The organism is Candidatus Saccharibacteria bacterium oral taxon 488 (genome assembly GCA_010202845.1).
GTDB lineage: Bacteria > Patescibacteriota > Saccharimonadia > Saccharimonadales > Saccharimonadaceae > Nanosynbacter.
In genome coordinates this window covers 589,546-609,131 of the sequence record CP047921.1, presented here as the reverse complement: position 1 = coordinate 609,131, position 19,586 = coordinate 589,546, and the positions used below count along the sequence as shown (strand labels likewise).

18 protein-coding genes are annotated in these 19,586 nt (G+C 50.8%); 12 read left to right on the top strand and 6 right to left on the bottom strand.

Translation table 11 applies throughout. The features are described 5' to 3' along the window. The first annotated feature begins 24 nt into the window (after positions 1–24). Positions 25–603, top strand: a complete 579-nt coding sequence (locus GWK78_03185; GenBank protein ID QHU94011.1) for a uracil-DNA glycosylase family protein — start codon at positions 25–27, stop codon at positions 601–603. Positions 604–645: 42 nt separating this feature from the next. Here GWK78_03185 and GWK78_03180 read toward each other — a convergent pair whose 3' ends face one another. Next, on the bottom strand, positions 646–2,610 hold the full coding sequence (locus GWK78_03180; GenBank protein QHU94010.1) for a 1,4-alpha-glucan-branching enzyme: 1,965 nt from the start codon (positions 2,608–2,610) through the stop codon (positions 646–648). Between GWK78_03180 and tgt the strand changes: the two genes are divergently transcribed. Then, entirely contained in the window at positions 2,563–3,852 is a 1,290-nt protein-coding gene (gene tgt, locus GWK78_03175) for a tRNA guanosine(34) transglycosylase Tgt (protein ID QHU94009.1), read from the top strand. The genes GWK78_03180 and tgt overlap by 48 nt on opposite strands. A 10-nt stretch (positions 3,853–3,862) precedes the next feature. Here the strand turns inward: tgt and glmS are convergent, their stop codons facing one another. Together glmS and GWK78_03165 are read right to left on the bottom strand one after the other, a co-directional pair. Then, complete coding sequence (gene glmS / locus GWK78_03170) at positions 3,863–5,689, bottom strand: glutamine--fructose-6-phosphate transaminase (isomerizing) (protein QHU94008.1); 1,827 nt, start codon at positions 5,687–5,689, stop codon at positions 3,863–3,865. Positions 5,690–5,824: 135 nt separating this feature from the next. Then, entirely contained in the window at positions 5,825–6,343 is a 519-nt protein-coding gene (locus tag GWK78_03165) for a hypothetical protein (protein ID QHU94007.1), read from the bottom strand. 127 nt (positions 6,344–6,470) lie between these two features. On the opposite strand from GWK78_03165, the gene tuf reads away from it, so the two are divergent. The 6 genes from tuf (at position 6,471) to GWK78_03135 (ending at position 11,277) form a co-directional block, all read left to right on the top strand. Next, on the top strand, positions 6,471–7,655 hold the full coding sequence (tuf, locus tag GWK78_03160) for an elongation factor Tu (protein ID QHU94006.1): 1,185 nt from the start codon (positions 6,471–6,473) through the stop codon (positions 7,653–7,655). Positions 7,656–7,804: 149 nt separating this feature from the next. After that, positions 7,805–8,731 carry an L-lactate dehydrogenase gene (locus tag GWK78_03155; protein ID QHU94005.1) on the top strand — a complete coding sequence of 309 codons (927 nt, stop codon included), beginning with the start codon at positions 7,805–7,807 and terminating at the stop codon, positions 8,729–8,731. Between the two features lie 41 nt (positions 8,732–8,772). Further along, positions 8,773–9,387: a hypothetical protein gene (locus GWK78_03150; protein ID QHU94004.1), complete on the top strand. Its 615-nt coding sequence runs from the start codon at positions 8,773–8,775 to the stop codon at positions 9,385–9,387. A gap of 118 nt (positions 9,388–9,505) precedes the next feature. Next, complete coding sequence (gene rpsJ, locus GWK78_03145) at positions 9,506–9,823, top strand: 30S ribosomal protein S10 (protein ID QHU94003.1); 318 nt, start codon at positions 9,506–9,508, stop codon at positions 9,821–9,823. 132 nt (positions 9,824–9,955) lie between these two features. Then, a complete protein-coding gene (locus tag GWK78_03140) occupies positions 9,956–10,852 on the top strand; it encodes a hypothetical protein (GenBank protein QHU94002.1) in 897 nt (298 codons plus the stop codon). A gap of 92 nt (positions 10,853–10,944) precedes the next feature. Then, entirely contained in the window at positions 10,945–11,277 is a 333-nt protein-coding gene (locus GWK78_03135; protein QHU94001.1) for a hypothetical protein, read from the top strand. A gap of 13 nt (positions 11,278–11,290) precedes the next feature. On the opposite strand, the gene GWK78_03130 is transcribed toward GWK78_03135, so the two are convergent. Next, complete coding sequence (locus GWK78_03130) at positions 11,291–11,806, bottom strand: TrmH family RNA methyltransferase (GenBank protein QHU94000.1); 516 nt, start codon at positions 11,804–11,806, stop codon at positions 11,291–11,293. Between the two features lie 52 nt (positions 11,807–11,858). On the opposite strand from GWK78_03130, the gene GWK78_03125 reads away from it, so the two are divergent. Further along, on the top strand, positions 11,859–13,481 hold the full coding sequence (locus GWK78_03125) for a hypothetical protein (protein QHU93999.1): 1,623 nt from the start codon (positions 11,859–11,861) through the stop codon (positions 13,479–13,481). 75 nt (positions 13,482–13,556) lie between these two features. On the opposite strand, the gene GWK78_03120 is transcribed toward GWK78_03125, so the two are convergent. Beyond that, positions 13,557–14,690 carry an NAD-dependent malic enzyme gene (locus GWK78_03120; GenBank protein QHU93998.1) on the bottom strand — a complete coding sequence of 378 codons (1,134 nt, stop codon included), beginning with the start codon at positions 14,688–14,690 and terminating at the stop codon, positions 13,557–13,559. Positions 14,691–14,866: 176 nt separating this feature from the next. Between GWK78_03120 and rplS the strand changes: the two genes are divergently transcribed. The 3 genes from rplS to GWK78_03105 all read left to right on the top strand — a co-directional run bounded on the left by rplS (position 14,867) and on the right by GWK78_03105 (position 17,017). Further along, positions 14,867–15,388: a 50S ribosomal protein L19 gene (gene rplS / locus GWK78_03115; GenBank protein QHU93997.1), complete on the top strand. Its 522-nt coding sequence runs from the start codon at positions 14,867–14,869 to the stop codon at positions 15,386–15,388. A gap of 62 nt (positions 15,389–15,450) precedes the next feature. Then, a complete protein-coding gene (locus GWK78_03110; protein QHU93996.1) occupies positions 15,451–15,960 on the top strand; it encodes a hypothetical protein in 510 nt (169 codons plus the stop codon). Then, a complete protein-coding gene (locus GWK78_03105; protein ID QHU93995.1) occupies positions 15,944–17,017 on the top strand; it encodes a ribonuclease HII in 1,074 nt (357 codons plus the stop codon). Before GWK78_03110 ends, GWK78_03105 begins: the two co-directional genes overlap by 17 nt. A gap of 36 nt (positions 17,018–17,053) precedes the next feature. On the opposite strand, the gene GWK78_03100 is transcribed toward GWK78_03105, so the two are convergent. Further along, positions 17,054–19,570: an aminopeptidase gene (locus GWK78_03100; GenBank protein ID QHU93994.1), complete on the bottom strand. Its 2,517-nt coding sequence runs from the start codon at positions 19,568–19,570 to the stop codon at positions 17,054–17,056. Positions 19,571–19,586: the final 16 nt, after the last annotated feature.

The following is a 19,586-nucleotide window of genomic DNA, read 5'->3' as shown; positions in this document are numbered from 1 at the left end:
GAATGATTGTGATATACTAATGTGATGACTAGGCCGTTGCTATATGATGAAATCGATCAAGATAGTATGAATGCTTCGTTTCACGCTCGTGGTTGGCCGCCAGTCTATACCGCTTCACCCCGCTCACGTATCGTGCTGGTTGGTCAGGCGCCGGGACGAATAGCGCAGGAAACACGCACGCCATGGAATGATGCCAGTGGTCGCACGTTGCGTCAGTGGCTGGGGGTTACCGATGAACAATTTTATGATCCTGATTTGTTTGCTCTAATGCCAATGGATTTTTATTATCCAGGTAAGGCTGCGCATGGTGATTTACCGCCGCGATCGGAGTTTGCCAAAAAGTGGCATCCACGGCTGCTAGCACAGATGCCGGATGTGAGGCTGACGATTTTAGTTGGTGCTCATGCTCAGCAATACTATCTTAATAAGCAGGCGAAGCGCAACCTGACCGAAACAGTCGCGCATTATGTGGAGTATCTGCCTCATTATTTTCCACTTGTCCATCCATCACCGCTTAACTTCCGCTGGCGGGTGCGCAATCCGTGGTTCGAAATGAACGTCATTCCGATTCTGTCTAAGATGGTCAAAGAATTAGCACAGTAGTCAAGATCATGGTAGGGTATTCATACTAACATAGCTTCGCGGTCAATCTTTTTGTAGTACGAGGCCACTTCGTGCCGGTATGTATACACGTATAATGTGCTCGTCGTTATGCGGCGTCGTAAAGTAGCGGCCATTAGGATCAACCCGGCCCTGTCCGCCAAACTGTTGGTCGTCGCTGCTGAGTGCTACCCGGTATGACCCAGCCGCCGCTGGTATGCTGTAACCCGTCCACGACTGGCTGGGCGAGAAATTCATAATAAACAGCAGATTGTCGCGCATGAAACTAACCACGTGATCGTGCTGGTGAATGGTGAGGTAGTGAATACCTGGGTCGTCGACGGTTTTAATGAGCTTCATCAGGCTCGCGTCAAATTCACCTAGCCATTGGTATTTGAGAAAACCATTGTCGCGTAAACTCCACTGGCGCCGTGCGTGCTTGAACGACCAATTATTACCTTGGCGCGGAAAGTCGATCCACTCGGGATGCCCAAATTCATTGCCCATGAAATTAAGGTAGCCGCCACCATGTAGTCCGGCTGTCAGCAGTCGAATCAGTTTATGTAGGGCTATGCCACGTTCCACGGTCAGGTCAGGGTCGGCTTTATTCATGTGCCAATACATGGCTTTGTCGATCAGCCGGAAAATCAGTGTCTTGTCGCCGACCAAGGCTTGGTCGTGACTTTCGGCGTAGGTGATGACTTTTTCCTCTGGGCGGTGTGAACGTAAGGTGTGCGCCAGCTCGCCCAAGTCCCAATCTTCGTCGCGCTTTTCCTTCAGTGTTTTAATCCAGAGGTCGGGCGCGCCCATTGCTAATCGATAATCAAAGCCCAAACCACCATGCTCAGCCGGTGCCGCCAACCCCGGTAGCCCGCTCATTTCTTCGGCAATGGTTGTGGCATCGGGGCGAACGGTGTGAATGACGTCATTTGCCAGTCTAAGATAGACCAAGGCGTCCTTATCGACATCATCAGTAAAATAATCATCATAGCTGGTAAAACTTTTGCCCAAACCGTGGTCGTGATACAACATGCTGGTTACACCATCAAACCGAAAGCCGTCAATATGGTACTCGTCCAACCACCAGCGGCAATTGCTGGCCAAAAAGTGCAGTACTTCCGGTTTGCCATAATCAAACAGCCGCGAATCCCACGCTGGATGGTCGTGAGCTTTGAAATATTGCGTTGGATCACCCGCGAAATTACCGAGGCCCTCGACTTCATTTTTGGCGGCATGAGCGTGAACGATGTCAATGATAACGCGCAGCCCCAGTCCGTGTGCCGTGTCAACCAGCCGCTTAAAATCATCGGGCGTACCAAACCGTGACGACACCGCGAAAAAGTTGCTGACGTGATAGCCAAAACTGCCATAGTACGGGTGCTCGGCGATGGCCATTAGTTGGATGGCGTTATAGCCTGCCTGTTTGATGCGAGGCAGGACGTTTGCGGTAAATTCATTGAAACTGGCGACCTTTTCCTCCTCGCTGCTCATGCCAACATGTGCTTCGTAAATTAGCGGCACGTTTGGTGCAGGCGGAACGTCATGCTGCCACTGATATGGCCCATCAGGCTTCCACACGACGGCCGAAAAATCCACCGAATCATTATCCTGAACGACGTAGGTGGCGTATGATGGCAAACGCCAACCGTCACCATTCGGCCAATAGACGCGCAATTTAAATTTCTGACCGTGGCGCAGCGCGCTCCCCGGCAAATTAACGCTCCATTCACCATGCCTACCAGGCTGCAGGGCAAACTCCTCGCGCTCTTGCCAGTCAGAAAAATCGCCAACCATCACTATGCGTGTAGCGTTTGGCGCCCATTCTCTAAAAATCCAACCGTCTTGAGTGCGGTGCAGTCCAAAATGACGGAATCCTAGCGCAAAATCCGCCGGCGATTTGCCGTCCAAAACCCTCCGCAGCGTCGACGAAACATAAGCCTCGCGCGCCTTGATGACGGGTTCATGCGGTGCCAGCCACGGGTCAAGGTCAACCAGCGTTTTCTTGCTCATGGTTATAGTGTAGCGGAAAAAACTGATATAATCTATCAAATGAAACCGTTTTCTTTTGAAATAATGTCTAGGCTTGATGGCACGCTGGCGCGCACTGGCGTTATTCATACGCCGCATGGTGATATCAAGACTCCGGCATTTATCGTGGTCGGTACAAAGGCTAATGTCAAAGCGATGGTACCTGAGATGGTGGCGGATGTTGGCGCGCAGGCGGTGCTGGCGAATGCTTATCATCTGTATTTGCAGCCGGGTCATGAACTGATTGAAAAGGCTGGTTATTTGGGCAAGTTTATGCACTGGGACGGGCCGACATTCACTGATAGCGGCGGCTTTCAGGTGCTAAGTCTGGGCTCGGGCTTTAAGAAAGTACTGGCGATGAGCACTGATGTCGATGAGGAAATTGCCATCGCTAAAAAATCGTCGCGCCACGCTTGGGTGGATGAAAACGGCGTGATGTTCAAATCGCATCTGGACGGCTCATACCATAAATTTACGCCGGAATTATCTATGCAGATTCAGGCGGGCATTGGCGCGGATATTACCTTCGCCTTTGATGAGCTGACCTCGCTGATTGATCCGTATGACTATCAAGTTGAGGCCTTGGCGCGGACACACGCCTGGGCGGAGCGGAGCTTGGCGGAGGTTAAGCGCCTGCGCGAAGCTCGTCCCGACAAGCCATATCAAGCATTATTTGGCGTGCTGCAGGGCGCGAATTATGAAGATTTACGTAAGCAAACGGCTGCGTTTTTAGGCGCAATGGATTTTGATGGCTACGGCATCGGTGGCGCACTGGAAAAGGAAACCATGGAGCAGACGATTCAGTGGGTCAATCAAATCTTGCCCGAGAACAAGCCGAGGCATTTACTCGGCATTTCCGAGCCGGACGATATCTTTGCGGCGATTGAACAGGGAATCGACACCTTTGACTGCGTCAGTCCGACGCGTGTGGCCAGAAACGGCGCGGCTTACACGCCGTTTGGGCGGGTCAATGTTCGCGGCCAGAAATACCGTGAACTGTTTGAACCGATTATGGAAAATTGCGATTGCTATACTTGCAGGAATTATACTGCCGCCTATCTCTGTCATTTACTCCATGCCCGCGAATCTCTGGCTGGCACGCTGCTGTCGATCCACAATGAACGATTTATCGTCAAACTAGTTGATGATATTCGCGCCAGCCTAGAGAAAGGGACATTTTACAAGTTTCGTGAAGAGTTTTTGGCGACGTATTATCGCCGCTAATGCGAGAGAATTATTCGACTGTCACGCTCTTTGCGAGGTTGCGCGGCTGATCGACGTCATGGCCGCGCTTGACAGCCATGTGATAGGCTAGGAGTTGCGACACGACATTGAACAGAAGTGGCGTAAGGTGCGTTAATCTGGTTGAGACGCGAATCACCGTTTCGCCCGGCACCTTTTTCGTCGTGTCAGTGATGACGATAGCGTGGGCACCGCGAGTGTTCATCTCGATCAAGTTGCTCTGCGACTTCTCGTACAGCCAGTTGTCTTGGATATAGCAGACCTCAAAGAAACGATCATCAATCAGGGCGATCGGACCGTGTTTCAGCTCACCGGCGGCATACGCTTCGGCATGAATGTAGCTTACTTCTTTAAGCTTTAGTGCGCCCTCCATGGCGATCGGATACAGCGTATCGCGGCCGATATAGAGTGCGTGATTGTAATCAGCATACGCCCTAGCGATGGAAGGTATCTCGGCACCTTGTTTATCGAGGACTTTTTGGATCTCGCTTGGCAGTATCGCTAATTCTTGTACAAATTCATCAATAAATTGTGGGTTGGTGCCCTTGGCATTGGCGAGCATAATACCAAAGATCGTCAGAGCAGCGACTTGTGAGGTAAAGGCCTTGGTGCTGGCGACACTAATCTCGGCGCCAACGTGCAAGTACACGCCGCCATCAACCGCTCGGGCGATTGTGCTGCCGACGGCATTGACGACGCCGAGGCATTTAACGCCACGTCGCTTCAATTCATTCAGGCAGGCAAGGGTGTCGGCCGTTTCGCCACTCTGGCTAACAATCATAGCGACCGAGTGTTCAGGTACGTTGAATGCGCGGTAGCGTAGCTCACTGGCGATCTCGATGCTGATAGTCACGTCATCGGTCAGTTGCTCGATAAAGTAGCTGGCTTGCACACCGGCAAAATAGGCAGTGCCGCAGCCAACGATGATGACATGTTTGACTTGGCGTAGTTCATCATCGCTCATATTGAGACCGCCCAGGCGCGTATATTTTTGGTCGGGTAGTACGCGGCCAGCCAGGGTGGAGGTGAGGCTGGTTGGCTGTTCATAAATTTCTTTGGCGAGGAAATGGTCAAAGCCCTGCTTCTGAATCGCCTGCATATCCATGTCGAGCATTTCGATCTTGACGTCAAGCTTTTGCGATTCAATTGTCTGTAGTTCTAGCCCGCTGCGAGTGCAGCGGCCGATTTCACCATCGTGTAGATACACCACTTGATTGGTGTAGCCAACCAGCGCCGAAGCGTCACTAGCGATATATGTTTCGCTATCTCCGACGCCAATGATCAGCGGGCTGCCTTGGCGAGCCACGATAATTTCTTCGGGGTTCGTGGTGTCAAGCACTGCAATGCCATACGCTCCAACCACCATTTTCAACGCGCCAGTGACTGCTGTCAGTAGATCCGGTGAGTCACGCCGTAGATAGTCAATCAGGGCTGCCAACACCTCGCTATCGGTATCGCTCTTAAACTCGTACTCATGGCCAGAAAGCATCGTTTTAAGGTCTTGGTAGTTCTCAATGATACCGTTATGTACCAGATAAATCTCACCAACATGGTGTGGATGGGCGTTGCGTTTACTTGGTTCACCATGCGTTGCCCAGCGGGTGTGTCCGATGCCGACCGTATCGCTCGTCTTATGTTGTCCGACGAGCTCTTCCAGCGCTGCCACCTTGCCTTTGGTGCGCAGCAGGGTTGGTGTGGCAGAACCCGACAGGGTGACAATTCCGGCGCTGTCATAGCCGCGGTACTCGAGCCGCTTTAGTTCAGCGACAAGGATGTTCTGCGCCTCGCGCTCACCGATATAGCCAACAATTCCACACATACATTATTTCTCCTTTAGCATTAACTGATACACATTCTTCAGTATACGACATCTCAGAAAAATAATGAACAAAAAGTAATAATTACAACAATCTACCCCTTTAAGAAAGTGTTGTATATAATACAATTATTGATATCACCATTCAAAATGGATGCAGCATCTGGCGAGTATGCTCGTCGCAACGTAGTGTCCACCGGCAGAGATTAACAAAGTTGGGAGCGGTAGTGACAGAAGTGTATGAAAGGGAGCGACACCGAGTTGGTGGCAGCACCCGAGTACGACACTAACGAGTGCGACGTAAACGATAACAAATTTTGTGCCACTAACGCTGAGCCTATCAAGGGTGCGCTTGACGTAGAAAAATGTAACACCGTAGCAGATCGCGATGAAGATAAATAGAAAGAATAATAGAAAGACGGCAGACTGTCCGCTGGCCTTGATAAATAAGGTGGTGAGCTTGATGAACATCCAGGTTGCTGCGAGCGCTATGGTTAGAAGGAAGGCGATACTTAAGGAGGGTAGCTTCGGCAGACTGGTTTGATGACGACGATCATACTCGGCATTTAGCTCCTGACGCTCGTCATACGATAATCGTTTTGGGTACACACCGGCGCGAGCTGCTTCGGGTGTCACTTTCTTAGAAAAGATACTCATGCTCATAGTATAAACCCTATTTACAACAGTTTGCAAACCAGTTATAATCAAGAACATACGCCGTGAGGTCTGTTTAATGGACTGTACCCGCGTGAAAATATAATTAAATAAAGGAGAACTTCTACAAATGGCAGATGCATTTGACCGAAGCAAGCCGCACGTGAACGTCGGTACTATGGGCCACGTTGACCACGGCAAGACGACACTGACCGCCGCAATTACGGCAGTGCTCGCAAAGCGCCTCCCAAGCGCAGTTAACAAACCCATTGCGTATGATCAGATCGACAACGCACCAGAAGAGCGCCAGCGCGGTATTACTATCGCCAGCTCACACCAAGAATACGAGTCACCGAACCGTCACTACGCACACGTTGACATGCCAGGCCACGCTGACTACGTCAAGAACATGATCACTGGTGCTGCCCAGGTTGACGGCGCGATCCTAGTGATTGCGGCAACCGACGGCCCAATGCCGCAAACCCGCGAGCACGTGCTGCTAGCAAAGCAGGTTGGCGTGCCAAAGATCGTTGTCTTCCTTAACAAGATGGACATGGCTGACGCAGATATGGTCGAGCTGATCGAAGAAGAAGTTCGCGAGCTGCTTGCTAAGAACGGCTTTGATGAGAATGCTCCAATTATCAAGGGCTCAGCTCTCAAGGCGCTAGAAGGCGACGAGAAGTACGAAGACGCTATCATGGAGCTGGTTGACGCGATGGATAACTACATCCCAGAGCCACCACGCGACATGGACAAGCCATTCATTATGCCAATTGAGGACGTCTTCTCAATCAAGGGTCGCGGTACTGTGGCAACCGGTCGTATTGAGCAGGGTGTTGTTAAGCTGAACGACGAGGTTGAAATCGTTGGTATCCGCCCAACCCAGAAGTCTGTGGTGACCGGTATTGAGGCATTTAAGAAGTCTCTGGATCAGGGTCAAGCGGGTGACAACGCCGGCGTCTTGCTGCGCGGTATTGAGCGGACTGACATTGAGCGTGGCCAGGTCTTGGCAAAGCCGGGCACCATTACGCCGCACACCGAGTTTGAGGCTGAAGTGTACATCTTGAAGAAGGAAGAGGGCGGTCGCCACACTCCATTCTCCAAGGGTTACAAGCCACAGTTCTACTTCCGCACCACTGACGTGACTGGTGAAGTTGAGCTGCCAGCTGACAAAGAAATGGTCATGCCAGGCGACACCGTAACCTTCAAGGTTAAATTGCTCGCCCCAATCGCTATGGAGCAAGGTTTGAACTTTGCTATCCGCGAAGGCGGCCGTACCGTTGGTGCTGGTGTGGTAACAAAGATTAACAAATAATCTTCATAACCTAAGCATAAAAATCCCCTGGGAAACTGGGGGATTTTTGATGGGCTACATTGTCAATGGACTATCATGAACAGTTTGACAAGTTAACGAGATAGCGTTACAGTAGAGGGGTTATTGCAATAAAAAATCAGGAGACAGACATGAATAAACAGAAGTTGGTGGTCGTCGGTGCGGGCGGTATGGTCGGTGCGACAGCGGCATACGCCTGCGCACTACGGAGTGTGGTTGAGGAAATCGTGCTGATTGACCGTAACCCCGATCTGGCGTGGGGTCAAGCGGCGGATATCACTGATGGAATGGGAATTGATCGGTGTGTTGTGGTGCGGCCTGGTAGTTATGATGACATCAAGACTGATGATATCGTGGTTGTCACCGCTGGTGCACCGCAACAACCGGGGCAGACGCGACTGGAGCTGCTCGGCGTGAACGCCGAGATTATGCGTGGGACAGTGAGAAATATTATGAGAAACGGTGCTCGTCCGTATATCCTTGTGGTGTCAAATCCAGTTGATGCACTGACATATGTAGCGTTGAAAGAATCGGGCTTGCCAAAGAGTCGGGTGTTTGGCACGGGGACGGCACTCGATACCTCACGGCTCAAATCATATATTGCAGACGAGCTAGATGTGCACAGTCGGGAGGTTGATGCGTACATTTTAGGGGAGCACGGCGATTCATCATTTGCGACAATCGAATCGGCGCAAGTCGGTGAGGTGCCGCTCGCTGACTATCCGGGATTTAAGCCAGCGATGGTCGACGGCATTGAAGAGAAAATTCGTCAGCGGGCGTACCGGGTGATCGAGACCAAGCGGTCGACGTATTATGCAATTGGTTTCGTTATCTCCAAGATTGTCTCGGCACTACGCTCGTCGTCACGCTCGGTCTATCCAGTCTGCTCACTGGTTGAGGGCGAGTATGGACTGCACGATGTAGTGCTCGGCCTGCCATCAACGATTTGTGCGGATGGCGTGAAGATCTTGACTGGATATCCGCTCAATGAGCGCGAACAGGCGGCACTGCGTCATTCGGCCAAAGTGGTGGCAGAAGCAATTCGTAGTTTAGAGTGATGTTTGACGGAATAAATATTATATGTTACAGTTAGATTATTATGGAAGAGTTGTTGCACAAAAAAGCGCAAAAATTAAAAGTTGAAACACTTGGTGAGTATATTAATTCGCTAGCAGGTGATATTTACGAGACCGCCTTGAATTTGTTTCCGGCTCGGACACTAGAGGAGATGCAAATTGTTATTGATGAGAACAGTGGTGACTTCAGGGGTGGTGAGGGTGAAACACGGAATGGTGAGAAAATTCCAATGATTGTCATCGGTACAAGGGAGACGCTGTCTAGTCCGAATCTTATAGCACGGATGTCGTCTCGACTGGGTGTGCCGCGTGAGCGACTTGAGGATGCAGAAATAGGTCGTCAAATCGTCGGGTTGATAGCGTTTTGTCATGAGTTAGGGCACATAATCCAGCTTGACGAAAAGGTAATGCGGGTTTTTGGTGAGATAGATAATACCATCGTACCTCTGCCGGTGGACTATACTAGTGAGCAATACCAAGAATATGTCCGGTCTGACCACGAAGCTAATGCCGATTATATTGCAGCCTGTATTTTGGCGGCGAGCCGGTTGGGTGAAGCTATGGGTTATCGACCGCCGATTGAAGATGTCGCGCAGTGGCGCCAGTGGGTGGCAGCAAATCCGGTAGTTCTTGACTAGCCATACTTCAGGTATTGTGATATAATTGCCAAACAATATTAATTTACTCCGAGAACTCGGCCATCCGCGAGGCACGGACGTGAGCAGAGGTTACGGAGTCGCACATAAAGGAGGAGCTATGGCTCAAGACACTGGTATCAAGATTCGTATTCGCCTGAAAGCGTACGACCATAAAGTCATCGACCAGTCAGCAAAACAAATTATCGATACGGCAATTCGCACCGGCGCGAGCGTGGCCGGCCCTGTGCCGCTGCCAACTCGTCGCAGTACCTACACGGTGGTAAAAAGCCCGCACGTCTATAAAATGGGCGGCGAGAGCTATGAGATGCGCACCCATAAGCGCCTCATTGACATTACCAATGCCACGCCAAAAACGATTGATAGTCTGCAGAATCTGAGCTTACCGGCTGGTGTTGACGCTGAGATTCGGATGTAATTGGTCGCTAATCCTACAGTAGAATTTACCACGATCCCGCTTGATAATCACAAGCGGGATTGCTTTTATTTAGAAAACGTAGTACGGTAGGAGTGTACTAAATAAATACCGTCTATGACGGTGGAGGGACGTATGGGAATACTAAAGAAAACGGTAACGGCGCTTGGGCTGTCGGCGACGGTGTTTGGCTTGGTGCTGAGTGGCGCACCAGTTGCGAATGCTACCGAGGGTGTTGTCTTCAGTGACGCAGTTGGCTTGAGCAAAGATGGCTCGTTGTGGCTGTATCAGAACAATGCTATCCCGGGTTGGCCATTTAGTGGCGGTTCGACAAAGATCGGGCAGGGCTTTAACAAATACACAAACATTACATTTGCTGACATGGATGGTGATGGTCGTCCTGATATCGTTGCCTATTCAAAGAATCAAAAGGCTCAAGTATTCCGTAACAATGGTTCAGCAACGACGCCATTTGCTGACAAGCCAGTTGCGAGCGACATCGACCATCGTGGTGGCGCGGTATTTGCTAAATTGAACGGTAAGGATAGCCCAGTCTCACATGTTTATGTCGATGCTAACGGTAACTTGATGGCAGGCAAGGTCTATCTGCGCTACAAGAAGCTTGAAGGGACGTATGATTTCGTGTCAGATGAAGCCCGTCAAATCGGTCACGGTTGGAATAATGCTCGATCGATCGTTGCTGGTGATTTGAATGGTGATGGTTATGATGATATCGTCGCAGTACGCCAGGACGGTACGATGTGGGCATATCTCAATCGTGGACGCGACAACAAGACGACAATGTTCGAGAGCGGTCGTCAAATCGGTCATGGCTGGAACGGGTTTGATACCATTATGCTCGGTGATATGAATACTGATGGCCTGGCGGATATTGTCGGTCGGACGAAAGACGGACGGTTGCTGCAATATACAAATAGCGGCAATATGAATTGGCCGTTTAGTAGTGGTTCAGCAGAAGTTGGTCACGGTTGGAATGGATTTAAGTCGGTCCATCTGACAAACATGTGGTAATTTATTTCTCATAACCTAAACTTAGGGCAGCCTCGCTTTCATGCGGGGCTGCTTTGCTATGGTATGCATGGTATGATATGATAAAAAAGCTTATGGCAAAACAAAAATCGCGAACGTACGCTCGTAATCGCTCAAAGGCAAGTAGCATCACCAACCGCAAAGGTCGGGAGCGGCTGTATGAAAATGACAGCACCTTTTTCGTAAAGTTGGTGGTATGTGTCGTGCTGGCGGCATTGTGGTTGCGACTGAAGCAGCCGATTGAGCTGGGCGTGGTAGTAATCCAGGCGTTGCCGGTTGGACTGATTGTCGGGCTGCTTTTAGTTGTGTCGGTTGAGAAGTATCAATTTAATCGCAAGATTTGGTACGTGACGCTGATTTTAATGGCAATTGTGACATCATTTACGCCCGTAGGGATTATGATCTAGCCCGGGGTTATATTTAGGAAAAACAGAGGCCGTAGAGTGCGATACCGGCCGCGACTGAGACATTAAATGACTCCTTGGCACCCCGCATGGGGATTTCGACGATGTGATCGCACCGCGCTAGAATGTCCGGCTCAATGCCATGGACCTCCTCGCCGAGGAGCAGGGCAAAGCGGGCTGGTGGCCGAAACGTATTGAGCTCTGTACTCGACGCTGATTGCTCCAGGGCAATCACAGGTAAACGTTCCCTGTTGGCATTCTCCGCCAACCACTGACGAATATCGGCTACGTAGCTAAAAGGCAGCATTGTTTCTGCGCCTAATGCAGTCTTGTGAATCTGGGCGGTCAACCTTTCGGTAATGTGCGGCAGCCTTGGGTCGATAGACCGGGGGTTGGCCAATCGTAAATCGGGGTACGGCGTATAGCCGCTAAAGATAATTTGCCTGACGCCAAAGCCTTCGGCTGTTCTCATAATTGCACCGACATTGTACGTCGAGCGAATATTGTGCATGAGAAGGGTAATTTCTGGCATGCTATCATTATAGCACTCGCCCAAGGATAAGCTTTTTGCTATAATAAAATTGATGGATGAAGATCGAATTCAACAACAACGTCGCGATCAAGATGAAGACGCAACCCGGAAACGAGCGGCGATTTTAGGCCTACAATATCTGGATGCTCGTGAGTTTGAACAAACAATTCCGCTGATTCGTGATATTTTGACGATTGAAGAGATGTATAACGGACACGTTGTGCCACTGGCGATAAACCCTGACGAGCAGTCATATCGATTTGGCATTACGTCACAGACACCACAATCATTAGTAGCGACGATGACTAATAACTACCGCGAGCAGGGTATTATTGCTAAGTTCTTCCTGATATCGGCCTCGGGCTTTCGGGCCTTAATGCTGCGATTTGATCCGCCGAAAAAAGTGATTTATGATAATATCGAAATCGCCAAAGAGGGCGATAGTGACACCCTCCAGCAGGTCAGCCAGACATTGGCGACCGTCGGTACAAACGACGTGTTTAACTATTTGATCGATCAGGCGGATCGGCTGAATGCATCGGATATTCATATTGAGAATCAGCGCGACACCATTCGGGTGCGGATGCGCGTTGATGGCGCGCTGCACTCGGTGGCGGAGCTGGGCCGTGATCGTTATCGAGTTATCATGGCGGCACTGGCTTCGCGAGCAAATATTTCGACGGCGTCCAATGAGCCGCAGTCGGGGCACATGCAGCAAGAAATCCATCGTGACGGGGTATCACACCTCCTTAACCTCCGTGTCGAAGCGGTGCCAACCATGTATGGTCAAGACGTAGTGCTGCGCTTATTTAATTTTGACACCTCGATGCTGAACCTAGACTTGCTCAGTATCGGTGCGGCTGAACGGGCGCAAATTGATGAGATTATTTCTCATCCGCGTGGCCTGGTGCTGTTAGTTGGGCCAACCGGTTCGGGTAAGTCAACGACTTTGTACAGCATTCTCAATGCGCTCAATACACCGGATCGTAAAGTGATTACACTGGAAGACCCAGTAGAAAATACCATTCCTGGCATTACGCAGATCCCGATTGATACGACGGCTGGCCAGCGGTTTGATGATGGGTTGCGTAGCGTGTTACGTCTTGACCCAGACGTGGTGATGGTTGGTGAGATTCGTGATCAGGAAACTGCCAAGACAGCAATTCAGGCGTCGATTACCGGGCATCTGGTGCTGTCAAGCTTTCATGCTAACTCGACGTCAGCGGCATTTAGTCGAATTATTGATATGATTGGGCAGAATCCAATTTTTAGTTCAGCGGTGCGGCTATTGATAGCTCAGCGGCTGGTGCGACGGCTACATGATGAGAGCAAGGAAGAATATGAACCAGATGAGGCAACACGCAATTGGGTAAAAGAGGTTATGCAGGATCTGCCACCACATGTTGATTGTCCTGATCTTGATACGTTCAAGCTGTGGCGACCCGTGGCGACCGATGAGGTGCCGTTTGGTTACAAGGGGCGTATCCCGGTGATGGAACAGCTGGTGGTGACTGAGGAAATTCAGAAATTCCTGCGAGGTGATATCGCCGACGTTCACACTGAAGCAATTGAGGCTGCAGCCAAGAAACATGGCATGGTGACGCTGCTACAGGCAGGCGTGCTAGCGGCTTTGCGCGGCGAGACGACACTTGAGGAAGTTAATCGAGTTATCTAGTGGATATCAAAAAGCCGCGCTGAGGCCAGCTCTCCGACAGCTTCTATTATGATCGTTAGCATGTGGCGAATAGGGTTATGTGATAACACGAGCGACGGTTGGCGCTACTCGCTCGTCAAACGGCGAAGGAATGACTTCCTCAGCAGTTGGGTTTTCGACTAGTCCAGCTAGCGCTTCGGCGGCCGCCAGTTTATGTTGGTCGGTGATTTTTTTCACACCGTGATCCAGGGCGCCGCGGAAGATGCCTGGGAAGGCCAAGGAATTATTAATTTGGTTTGGAAAATCACTGCGGCCAGTGGCAATGACTGCTACACCCGCCTCTCGAGCGACGTCTGGCATGATTTCTGGAACTGGATTGGCTAGGGCAAAGATGATTGGATTATCGGCCATTTTTTGTACCAATTCAGGCGTAAGTAGCCCAGCGCGCGACACACCAATGAACACGTCAGCATCGGTGATGGCGTCTTCAATTGAGCCAGCTTGCGAAGCGTCGACGTATTCTAATAGCGCAGTTTTTTCAGCATTCAAATCGGTGCGAGACGAGCCAACAATGCCGCGGCTATCTACCGCCACGATGTTCCTTGCGCCGTATAGATGTAGCAGTTTGATGATGGCCGTACCAGCTGCGCCTGCGCCAATGACCACGAATTTACAGGCTGCCAGGTTTCGTCTGGTCAATTTCGCAGCATTGATTAGTCCTGCTAACACCACGACTGCCGTACCGTGCTGGTCGTCATGAAACACGGGGATGTCCAGCTCAGCTTTCAGGTGCTCTTCAATCTCAAAACATTTTGGTGCAGCGATGTCTTCGAGATTAATTGCCCCAAAGCTCGGTGCGATTGCCTTGATCACAGCAATAATTTCTTCTGGCTGGTGAACGTCCAAGACAACCGGCACGGCGTCGACATTGGCGAAATGCTTGAACAGTAGCGCCTTGCCTTCCATCACCGGCATGGCGGCTTTTGGTCCCAAATCGCCTAATCCTAAAATCGCTGAACCGTCAGAAACCACGCCGACCAAATTATTTGTCCAGGTGTACTTTGGTAGGTCTGCTGGATTTTCGGCGATCGCTTGGCTGACCGCACCCACGCCTGGGCTGTAATAGGCGCTTAATTTATCGCGATCCAACTCCTCCCGGTCGCGCAAACTGGTGGTGATTTTACCCTTATATTTTTTGTGTAATTCAAGTGCTAGTGTATTGTAATCCATGCGGTCAATTATAGCGCAGTTTAGTGAAGTTTTCAGGAGTTGTCATCTTTGGGTAATTGTGCTAAAATTGGTAACTGATTGTATCGGTGATATTAAATATCGAGTCTTTCAGTGTGGAGCTATAGGGATACAACTATATGGCCAGCTGTTAAGATCCCGAAACAGAGGAAAACAGTATGAGTTTTGATCTAATCAACAAAGTCAATCAAGCGCAGAAAAAACAAGCAGTTGTTGATGTCCGCAGTGGTGACACCGTGCGTGTGTACCAGAAAATTAAGGAAGGTAACAAAGAGCGTATTCAGATGTTTGAGGGTATGGTTATTCGCACCGACAACAAGCAGTCACACACCTCGCGCATCACGGTTCGTAAGATCGCATCAGGTGTTGGCGTGGAAAAATCATTCTTGCTGCACAGTCCGCTGATTGAGAAGGTCGAAATTGTTCGCCGCGCCAAGGTTCGCCGCAAGTTCCTTAGCTTCCTACGCAAGCGCTCTGGTAAATCAGCTCGCTTGACCGCCAAGAACTTTGACCGTGCTGCTGTCAATAATGTGCACGATGCTAAAGCTGAGGCTGAGGCGGAGCGCCTGAAAGAAGAGGCTGCTAAGGAAGCCGCTGCTAAGCAAGCTGAAAAAGACGCTGCTCAGGCAGAACTTGACGCCAAGGCTGCCGAGGTCGCAGCCCGCCATAAAGAAGCGTAATTGATTTGAGACATACAGACCGCCCTCTCTGGGGGGGCGGTTTTTCATGGTATAATGCCAATATGTCGATCTTTCATTATATTTCCGTTTTCGTTCCGGTGACTTTGGCATTTGCGGTGCCGTATGTGTTGCGCCATCATGGCTTTACTGATGAAAAGAAGTATCGCTGGTTGTTATATTGTGCCTGTGTGTTGTTTTTCATCTCATGGTATTTGCCGTCGCCGCTGATTGAGGGGCGAGACACCAGTTTTACCACGCATTTCGTGGGCGGCGGATTGTTTACGGGACTGTTGTGGATATATTTAGTGTTGGCGATGCGCTGGCGGGCGCACTGGCTGGTAATGGCGTTTTCGGTGTTTGCGCTGGTGTCGGCGCTGGGCTGTATCAATGAGCTGGCGGAATTATTCATGGTTAAGGTAGGACTAGCGCGTATTACGCTGGACGATACTAGTTGGGATATTTTGGCAAATACGCTGGGTGCGGCGGCGGTGTGGATCGGCTGGGTGATGATGAATTTGAGTGCGAAAAAGGACGCGAACGGGGATCGACGCGCACATGATCCTCGGCATTGATGAGGTCGGACGTGGGCCGTGGGCGGGGCCGCTGGTGGTGGGCGCGGTGATTTTGGGCGGCGCTGAGATTGAGGGCTTGGATGATAGTAAAAAGTTGGCTAAAAAGTGTCGTGAGGCTCTGGACGGAGCGATTCGCGAACAAGCGGCTACGTGGGCGCTGGGCTGGGTGAGCGCCAAGGAGCTAGATGATCTTGGCATGAGCCAGGCGCTGAGATTGGCAACACGGCGAGCGGTCAAGCAAATTCAGGCGCAGTGTAAAGAGAAAAATTTGGCATTTGATGAAATTATCATTGACGGGACGGTTAATTTTCTGGCGGATACAGCGCTGGAGCGATACGTGACGGTGATGGCCAAGGCCGACGGTTTGATTCCCAGTGTGTCGGCGGCGTCGATCATCGCCAAAGTAGCGCGTGATCAGTACATGACCGAGCAAGATGCGGTCTATCCAGGGTATGGCTTCGCGTCAAATGCTGGCTATGGCGTGGCCAAGCACCAGGCGGCGATTGAGCGGTTGGGCGTGACGCCGCTGCATCGACTGAGTTTTGCGCCGCTACAGAAGTATGTGGAGGCGGGTTTGCTACCGTCCTCCGCCAGAGTACACTCTTCACTCACATCTCCACCGGAGATGTCTCGTGAGCGTTCGGCTGAAACGTCCGCTCTTCGCGAATGTTCCACGGCCTCTGTCGGAGGAGATAGCGAACCCGTTGCTCGCCTATCCACTACTCGCGACATTGGTAATGCAGGTGAGCAAGCAGTAGCAGATCAGCTAGTGGCGGACGGACACGAGATCATCGTCCGCAACTGGCGGACGCGGTACTGCGAAATTGATATTATTAGCATGAAAGATGATGTGCTGTACTTCACCGAGGTCAAATACCGTAAGAATGATGACTTTGGCGATGGGCTGGCGGCGATTACTGTCAAAAAACAGCGACAAATGCGTTTTGCGGCGGAATTATTCATAGCAAAACATCCGCAGTACGAAAGATGCGACATGCAGCTGCTGGCGGTGGCTGTTGATGAAAGCAATAGTAAGCAATCTGTGATTATGGACTAGCTGCGTCACCTGCAATATGAAAGTACACGGGATTAACTAGTCGTCAAGTGCGTCAATAACCGCTGCCTTATCCCGCTCAATCAGCGCCACTCTGCCGGCGATTTCGCGGATACCCAGGTCGATGGTACGCGTCAGGGCTGGTTCGGCGCGCAGCGGCGCGGTAAATTCGGTGAAATCGTTTAACTCATCGCGGGTCAACAGAGCGCTGGCGGCGTAGCGGATAAAATTATCGTAGCTTTTATCGCCGCCAAAGGTATCTTTCACCCACGACCAATTTTCTTTCAGCCAATTCCAGGCAATTTGCCGGTTTTCCCGCGTGCGGATCAGATAAATAAACCAACGGCTGGCGTCTTGCGGACGGATAATATCAGCATCCTTGATCGCTGTTAAAATTCGTTCGGCGGTTGCTGGATTTTTCGTCGATGTCAAGCTTAGCGCGATATCAACCTGCAGGTCGGCTGACGGCGTATTCTGGTATATCGTAAAAAGCTTGTCAATCATTTCTGGCGTCTCGAAGTATCTGACATTGGCATTGATGATTAGCGGGCGAATTTCAGCTGGTAAATCATCTGGGTTAGTCTCATCAAAGCGTCGTTTGGCTTCCGTGAGCGCTGCTGAGTCCTCGCCGTATAACATCAAACCTAGCGCTGCCGTGCGCCGCTCGCGATCGTCATCAGACTCGCCGTCCTGCTCATCCCAGCCAAGTTCCATGAATGTATCGCGGGCAAATTCAACAGAAATCTGCTTTAGCCGAGCGCGTCCTGCTTCACTGTCATCGACGAATTTGCGTAATTCCACCAAATTTGTCCCAGCTTTATTAAAGACTCTTTCATTGGTTTCGTGCTGAAAGACGCGTACCAGCGGCAGTAACGCCGCCGAACTTTCTCGTCCAGACCGCGCCAACAACGTCATGTCTTGCAACAAGCAAATTTTATCTAACGTCGGTAATTCTGCCGCCTTTTCAATCAATCGATCTCGCGTTGCTGAGTCGTAGTGCGTTACGAAATGTCCGTTCAGTCCGCAGTTTAGCCGAACGTCGCCATTTGCCGTAAATGTTTTCTCGCGCTCGGTCAGAATATTATCAAGCGGCTGATTGGCAAACAGCGGAATTGGCCACAAGGCGTCGGACGGTTGATGATCACCGATGAAAAAGCGTTCCTGGTTTAACGTGACAGTAGGTTGCTCAGCCGAATTATCTTGTTCGACTTGCACAATCGGCAACCCCGGCTGAGAAATCCAGGCGTTCATCAATTCAACAATCGGCTGGCCGCTGGCAGTTTCTAGCTCCTGCCACAAATCATCGCCAACAGTGTTTTGGTAAGCAAATTTTTCAAAATATGACTTCAGCCCAGAGCGAAACGCCTCCTCGCCGATCAGCCGCCGCACCATCACTAATAGCCGTCCGCCCTTGGCATAGACAATCGCCGGGTCAAACAAAGTGCTGATCTCGTCCGGATGATTAACGTCGGCCTGCACTGGTTGCACACCATCCAAGCTGTCGCGCCGCAGCGCCGTGGTGACCTCACTCGTCGCAAAATCCTCCCACATCCGCCACTCAGGGTGTAGTGCGTCGACCGCTACATATTCCATCATGTTGGCGAAGCTTTCGTTTAGCCACAAATCGTTCCACCACTGCATGGTCACTAGATTGCCAAACCACTGGTGGCTGAGTTCGTGAGCGATGACGGTGGCGATGAAGCGCTTGGACGACTCCGGTGTTAATTTTGGGTCAGCCAGCAAGCAACTTTCGCGGTAGGTGATGAGTCCCCAGTTTTCCATGGCACCCGACGAGAAATCTGGCAGCGCCACGTGGTCAGACTTTGGCAGCGGATATGGCACGCCAAAGTATTCATCATAAAAATCAATGGAGCGCGTGGCGATGTCCAGCGCAAAATCCAGCGTCTCCTCGCTCTGGGCTGGCGTGGCCCAAATATTAACTTCAACGCCGGAGGTGGTATGAGCGGTTTTCTTATGTAATTCGCCGACAACAAAGGCAAGTAGGTAGCTGCTCATTCGTGGCGTGGTGGCAAAAGTTGTTATCAGCGTGCCATCCTTTTCGGATGATTCAGTGACGGGCATATTACCAAGGACGGTTAACTCCGGAGCAGTGACGAGCGTGACGTCATAGGTTGCTTTGGCAGCTGGCTCATCAACGCATGGGAATACCTCGCGGGCGTGGTGTGATTCAAATTGGGTGGCAAACAATTGCTTTTTCACGCCGTCGTGGGTAAAGTAGCACGGATATAGTCCGTGCATAGCATCGGTGATAGTGCCAGAAAACTCAACACGAACGGTGTGCTGGCCACTGGATAATTCTGGGCACGATAGGCGTAACTCATCAAATTCACCGTGAGAAAACTCAGCTGGCTGATCGTCAATCAACGCCGTATGAATGGTTAAATCTTTGGCGTGCAGCGAAACTGACCCACCGGTTGACTCGCCAGAAATAACCACCGTGCCAGAAAACGATTTTTCTTCGGCGTGCGTCAGATTGAGAGTTAGTGTGTAATGATTTGGTATAAAGCTGTCAAGTAAGCGTGGAACTGTTTTCATACTTTCATTATAATAT